The organism is Vibrio sp. 1978 (assembly GCF_033344345.1).
Map to the genome: position 1 here is coordinate 1 of NZ_JAWPOP010000831.1, position 563 is coordinate 563.

The following is a 563-nucleotide window of genomic DNA, read 5'->3' on the forward strand; positions in this document are numbered from 1 at the left end:
GTAATCGAGGAGATAAAAACATGGCTAAAGAAACTCAATTGCAGGTAGAAGCAATCAAAAACGGCACCGTCATCGACCACATTCCAGCACAAATTGGTATCAAAGTGCTGAAATTGTTCGATATGCACAATTCTTCTCAACGTGTAACGATTGGTCTGAACTTGCCATCTTCAGCTCTGGGTCACAAAGACTTGCTGAAGATTGAGAACGTGTTCATCAATGAAGAACAAGCAAGCAAACTGGCGCTGTACGCACCGCACGCGACGGTAAACCAAATCGAAAACTACGAAGTCGTGAAAAAACTGGCTCTAGAGTTGCCAGAGAAAATCAACAACGTGTTTGAGTGTCCAAACTCAAACTGTATCTCTCACAACGAGCCAGTAGAAAGCAGTTTTAAAGTTTTCGAAAAGAAAGAAGAGATTCGTTTGAAGTGCAAATACTGTGAGAAAGTATTCTCACGTGAGATTGTGACTGAGCGATAATCTCGCCAACGCTCCGAACTCTCATACGCATGAAATACCCTGTCTTGGCAGGGTATTTTGCTCTTTACCTGCCGCAGGTTT

Annotated in this window: 1 protein-coding gene; it reads left to right on the plus strand. The window is 43.0% G+C overall.

Annotated features, from left to right (window positions below; all coding sequences use genetic code 11):
- The first annotated feature begins 20 nt into the window (after nt 1-20).
- On the plus strand, nt 21-482 hold the full coding sequence (gene pyrI, locus R8N49_RS29360; RefSeq protein WP_005455107.1) for an aspartate carbamoyltransferase regulatory subunit: 462 nt from the start codon (nt 21-23) through the stop codon (nt 480-482).
- Nucleotides 483-563 lie beyond the last annotated feature (81 nt).

Bases quoted from the DNA above. Each gene is read 5' to 3' on its own strand.
- pyrI (WP_005455107.1), top strand. From the start codon at position 21: ATGGCTAAAGAAACTCAATTGCAGGTAGAAGCAATCAAAAACGGCACC.